The 1151-nt window shown below is 64.4% G+C and carries 1 protein-coding gene; it reads right to left on the reverse strand.

Going from position 1 to position 1151, the window contains the following annotated elements; all coding sequences use genetic code 11:
• Positions 1 to 1151, reverse strand: a 1151-nt coding sequence (locus PYR91_RS36285; RefSeq protein WP_279787548.1) for a Clp protease N-terminal domain-containing protein, incomplete at both ends; no start/stop codon positions are given.

A 1151-nucleotide genomic window follows, 5' to 3' on the forward strand; every position in this document is an offset into this window, starting at 1 on the left:
GAGATGTACCGATCGGCCAGCTGCGCCGCGGCGACCAGCGCCGCGTCGGTGATCGTGACCCGATGATGGGCCTCATACCGATCACGCAGACCCTTCAGGATCTCGATCGTGTGCGACAACGACGGCTCGGCCACCTGGATCGGCTGGAACCGCCGCTCCAGCGCCGCGTCCTTCTCCAGATGCTTGCGATACTCGTCCAGCGTCGTGGCACCGATCGTCTGCAGCTCACCCCGAGCCAGCATCGGCTTCAGAATCGACGCCGCGTCGATCGCACCCTCAGCCGCACCCGCACCCACCAGCGTGTGCAACTCATCGATGAACAAGATGATGTCCCCACGGGTGCGGATCTCCTTGAGCACCTTCTTCAGACGCTCCTCGAAATCCCCGCGATAACGCGACCCGGCCACCAACGCGCCCAAGTCAAGGGTGTACAACTGCTTGTCCTTCAGCGTCTCGGGCACCTCACCCTTGACGATCTTCTGCGACAAGCCCTCCACCACCGCGGTCTTACCCACACCGGGCTCACCCACCAGCACCGGGTTGTTCTTGGTCCTGCGCGACAGGACCTGCATCACCCGCTCGATCTCCTTGTCCCGCCCGATCACCGGATCCAGCTTGCCCTCACGAGCGGCCTGCGTCAGATTCCGGCCGAACTGATCCAGCACCAAAGAGGTCGACGGCGCCGACTCGGCCGCCCCACCGGCCGCCGCCGGCTCCTTGCCCTGATACCCGTGCAGCAACTGGATCACCTGCTGACGGACCCGGTTGAGGTCGGCCCCCAGCTTCACCAGCACCTGGGCCGCGACACCCTCACCCTCACGGATCAACCCCAGCAGGATGTGCTCGGTCCCGATGTAGTTGTGACCAAGCTGCAAGGCCTCGCGGAGCGACAGCTCAAGAACCTTCTTAGCCCGCGGAGTGAACGGAATATGCCCCGACGGCGCCGACTGCCCCTGGCCGATGATCTCCTCGACCTGCTGCCGCACACCCTCAAGGCTGATGCCAAGGCTCTCCAAAGCCTTGGCCGCGACACCCTCACCCTCGTGGATCAGACCCAAGAGAATGTGCTCGGTGCCGATGTAGTTGTGGTTGAGCATCCGGGCCTCTTCCTGGGCCAGGACGACAACACGCCGTGCGCGGTCAGTGAACCT

The sequence above is a fragment of the Sphaerisporangium sp. TRM90804 genome, assembly GCF_029846175.1.
In the GTDB taxonomy this organism is placed as follows: Bacteria; Actinomycetota; Actinomycetes; order Streptosporangiales; family Streptosporangiaceae; genus Sphaerisporangium.